General features: G+C 57.7%; 2 protein-coding genes. Both read left to right on the top strand.

The window, feature by feature from the left end; translation table 11 throughout:
• Positions 1 to 519: 519 nt before the first annotated feature.
• On the top strand, positions 520 to 1,839 hold the full coding sequence (locus SZN_RS41160) for an alpha/beta hydrolase (protein WP_167546348.1): 1,320 nt from the start codon (positions 520 to 522) through the stop codon (positions 1,837 to 1,839).
• Positions 1,836 to 4,202 (top strand): HAD family hydrolase, encoded by a 2,367-nt coding sequence (locus SZN_RS41155; RefSeq protein ID WP_139063669.1) that lies wholly within the window; start codon positions 1,836 to 1,838, stop codon positions 4,200 to 4,202. Before SZN_RS41160 ends, SZN_RS41155 begins: the two co-directional genes overlap by 4 nt.
• Positions 4,203 to 4,746: the final 544 nt, after the last annotated feature.

The raw sequence follows: 4,746 nt of genomic DNA, 5'->3' as shown, positions 1-4,746 counted from the left end.
ATGCGCCAGCCTCCTCTGGGTCCGGCACCTCGGATCACAGCATTGATCACAACTCCACACAGGCCCTAGGCCGCTCGTCTCTCTTCGGCATCCAGGGCTGCTCGTGCAGGCGCCTGAACGAAGCGTGACTGCGCCACCTCGCCCTGCTCAGATCCCCCCGTGTAAGGGCTGGTTGTTCCCCGGGTGTCCAGGAGGATGATCACGAGCTACGCCGATCTTTGGGCCCGTGTGGTGTGGGTGAACGCGGCAGGTTCCGACCAACCGAACGCGACCGCACGACTGTTCGGCATGTCGATTCCGTGCGCGGTGGGACCGTGGGGCAAGTGTGGGCGGGCGAACTTGCTGAATCGGTGACGTATATACTCTCGTCTGCCTCGCAGGTATCATGCTTTGTTCAAGCGTCACCTGGTTTCTGTTAGAGATCTTGACAGCAGCCAGATTCGTCAATGTTCTGGATTCTGCCGCTGCAGAACCGGGGGAAAATTGCCACGCGTCTTCGAGCAACCTGAATTTCAGCCGGTGGAATTCGATCACACCGGTCTGAACGTGCACGTCCACCCTGGGGGAAAATCCACAGCCGCAGTGGTGTTTGTGCATGGCTTGGGTGGCACAGGTTATGACACGTGGGGCATGTGGCCGGAGCTTGTTTTTACGCAGAAATCCGTCGAACCGCTCGACGTCATTTTGTATCAGTATGCCAGCCTGCATAAGGCTTGGCGTAAATTGCATCTGGGGGCGGACCTCCCTTTTATCTCCAGTCAACTGGCTGATTGGATCAGGGTTCTCGGTGAGGATCACGGCTACACTGACATCTATCTGGTATCGCATAGCCTCGGTGGCCTGGTGGTCGAATCCGCTGTGCAGAAGTATCTAGTCGAACTGGGAACAGGGGCGCCACAAGTCACAGTCGTGGCCGCGATTTTCTTGTTGGCATCTCCCAGAATGGGTGCGGGACTGGCCCTTGGCGCCTTCAGGCAATTGTTGCCAGAAATTGAATGGTTGCGCGATAAATCAGAGCAAGCAATGGTCGCGGAGTCGTATTTCCGTAGCCACGTCGAAAGCTCGGGTACTGTCGCTTCTGCGGGAGACTATGATTTTCTGATTCCGCGGCACTCTGCCATGGCCGGCGATGACCGAGTGGTATCTAAAATGAGCGGCTTATTTGGTGTTCCTGAGCAGCAGCGATTGCGGTTGAATGGAGACCATCGCTCTATCGTGAAACCTGATGCTGTGAATCAAGAACAGCATCGTCGCTTGCTGAAAATCGTTAGACAATCAGGTGAAAACCGGCGCGTGTGGCGCCTTCAGGCTCGACATGACGCGAGATTCGATAAAGTCCCGGGGCCGCAGGGTCCTTTGCTCATCACCGAACTTGGCAGCGATAACGGGAATCACGATTGGGAGCTCGCTTACAATAAAGGCTGCACCTTGGCTTCGTTGGGCGATGTGCAGGTCCGTGACCGTCGTAACCCTGCAATTTCCGCAGTGCAACCTACAGACCTTTTGATCATTGTCCATGATGCCAAGAGTGTCATGGATGGGAACGAGCGCTGCAGGACTGTAGTTGATAAAGCTTTCCAGCGGCATCAGGCCCAAGAGGGGCTAGTTCTGCTCATTGTTCTCGTCGGATCGGATAGCGAAGAAGCTAAGAGTGTTGTGCAGTCCTGGCTGCCTGAACCGCCTTATCGTTCCCTGAGCATTAACGGCGTAGCGACTGTTGATGGCATTACTCATCTCGTTGCTCAGTGGGCTGACGTGGTAGTCGGGCGGGATCCAATTAGGTGGCCTCGAAGCGCTTCCGGGCAGTTTTATGGAGCGGAAGGACGTTATTTCGTATGAACCTGGCGTGGATTGCTGCCGTGCTCCAGCCACACGATGTGGCCATTCATCCCAACTTCCGGGACGAGTCTTATTCACAAGATCCTGTAGGGCAACTCGCCGCACTCATTATTGGTGGGGACTGGGGTAGGGCCCTTCATGATGATTTTCGAAGTGATGAAGCGGTGGCCTATGCCGGGCGGAGCTTCTTCTTTGAAACTATCGCCGAAGGCGCCGAAGGGCTAATTCGGCAAGCCTTTTCACGCAGACAAAAAGATGTGGCACGATCCACAGCTCTGGTGCTGCTTGCATCCTGCGCGTTGGCAGAAATGGAAGAATACGATAAGTGTGATTCCATTCTGACGGAAATGCTCATGCAGACCTCAAAGAGCTCACCTGGCCTGCTTGCTCGAGCTGCCCTTCTGCAACAACGTGCTCTCCGGCGTCGTGATGCAGGAGATGCCTACGTAGGCGACATCTTTGACGCAGCTCGAATTCTCGAGAGTCTCGAAGCCGCGGACCTTCCAGAGTTCCGTCTGGGGCCTGGCGTCAGCGGTTCATCGGTTGACACGATGCGGAGGACTATCTACGCCCTGAAACGTTCTGTGTGGAGCCTCACTCCGCATGAACTGGACGACGAGTTGCCGTTCTCGTCATTCCCTTCGCATTTTGAGCGCCTCAAAAGGCCTCTTTCTGATCGCCTACTCCGGATTGCAGCCGATCGAGCTTCTGACTATTCACAGTATATGCACAGGAGCTTTAGCAGGCATTACGGACGTTCGCAGACTGTCACTATTGGTCAGTCTCCGATTGATCTGTTTCATGAAGCCTTGGCAGTTGAACTCTTGGGGCATGCCGAGGTCTACCGAGCGCGACGGGATCTCGCTCTTCTGCGACTGGTCCAGCATGCCGAAGGCGTGGAGACCATCAATATTCAGGATGCTCTGCGTCTTCTGAGGCATGCTGGGGCCGCAAAAGAGCTCGAACTGACCTTGGAGCACTTCCGATCTGCTGGTCCGCTCTCGGTGCTGAGCCGGGATGCACGCCAAATCCTTCTTCGGCGTTCTTCGCCCACCAAGCTGCGCGTGCCTGAGCTATTGGTTCTGAAGGCGGCAGCGGAAATGATGGCACCGTCGGAGGCTGAGCCCGCCCTACGTGTGGTTCTGGATTCCATCGCGGCAGGAGGGCCACCCGACGTCGTTGGTTCGTGGCAGCACCCCGGGCTCAGGCTTGGTGCGGCGTGGCAAACTGCTGCTGTTCTATCATGGGTGTGCCAGAAGGGCGGTGAGGTTGGCGCGCTTTTGCTATCGGAAGTGCGCGCTAAGCGGTCGTACGACGAGTTGCATGATCAGAGCTTCGCGAAGGCGCTTGAGTTGTTGCCCTGGAGTCAGATTCCTGGCGCGCTGAAAGCGGAGTGGGAGAGCTGGATGACCAGTGACAGTAGCCAAGGTCTTCCCGACACGCTCGAAGCTGTATCAAATGGGATTGGACTCCCAGTGGTCGGGAGGGATCCGCTCTCGGGGCTTAATGAAATTGCAATGAGGCTGAACGCTTCCCTTGGCGAAGGCGCCACGCGGCTTCGGGTGGACGAAGTAACAGAAGCCGCACATTCAGTGAAGGTTGCTCTTGATGCAACTCGCGAATCCGCAGCCCGGGGTTCCTTTTCCATGGGGCGACGCTCAGCATCAGACGTTGGGGCCTTGCTAATTAGCGAGTATGACGTCGCTCGTAGCCTTTGGGATCCTCTGGCGCAATTCCTTACCTCGAACCAGATTTCCCGACTGGATCGCAGTCCGGCTTTTGAGCGTCTGGCTAAAGAAGCGCCAGATATGCCGGATCGGATTCGCGGCGTGTTCCAGGCGAGTGTAACTGACCTCCTGGAGAGTAGGGACGAATCTCTACTGTGGGGAGACTCAACCGTTCCGTATCCTGCTGCTCTCAGATTCTTCATCGCGTACGACCTGGTTGATGATGCGCGCATCATTGCTGCTCTTGCAGAATTGGGTGGGAGCAGAGACCTGGAGGCGAAGAGAGAAGCGGCTAGGACGATTGCCTCCTTGGCTTCATATCGGAGTGACGGTTGGCTTCTGCCATTTGCTTTGCAGATGAGCCACGATTCTGATGTCTCTATCAAGGCCAATGCGGCTCGCTTTCTTGTGCGGATGGCTGCCACCCCTGGAGAGTTGTATGAGGTTGCAGCCAAACGCCTAGTAGACCTTCTTGGTAACGAGGATGGTCTCTTGGTTCCCCTCTTTGTTATGCGGGAATTGAAAGGTCTGTCCGAGCTGCCCCGCTCGGTTACTGACGTCATTGATCAACTGGCTCAAGAGCATCCATCGGGACAGGTCCGCCGCGCAGCGTCCAACCTGTATGAACTGCCTTGACGGTTTATCGATGGGGTCAGCGTAGAATGATCGCAGGTGAGGATCTCCACGGCGACAGCCGAACTACCGGTAACGGCTGGCCAGAAGGCTTCTCCAGCCCACCCTCCACCCCAGCTCCCATCCCGTCTGCCGTCGACCCACACACCGTGGAGCGGGCGTGGTTCAGGGCGTCAAGGTGGAGCGCGCCACTGTACGAACGACCTTGACGCCCTGGGCCGCGACTGCTCGGCTCTGCCTGGGTCGACGGCACAGGGGATGGGAGCACCCCGCGCACGCCACTACGCGGCCGGCACTCGCGAACGGCGCCCCCGCCATCTCGGAGCCTGAGCGCCCCCGCCGGAGGCATGTTCTGACCGGCGCGCTCCGTGTTCAGGTCTCTCCTCATGGGCCGTTGCATGCTGAGGCCCCAGGGGTCGGCCCCGGCGCAGAGGGGCCGGGCCCCAGGGGCCAGCCCGCGCTCGCGCGGGCACTTGAACTAGGGCCTGTGTGGAGTTGTGATCAATGCTGTGATCCGAGGTGCCGGACCCAGAGGAGGCTGGCGCAC

It is taken from the genome of Streptomyces zinciresistens K42, from assembly GCF_000225525.1.
Lineage (GTDB): Bacteria > Actinomycetota > Actinomycetes > Streptomycetales > Streptomycetaceae > Streptomyces > Streptomyces zinciresistens.
This window is presented reverse-complemented; position numbering and strand designations above follow the sequence as displayed.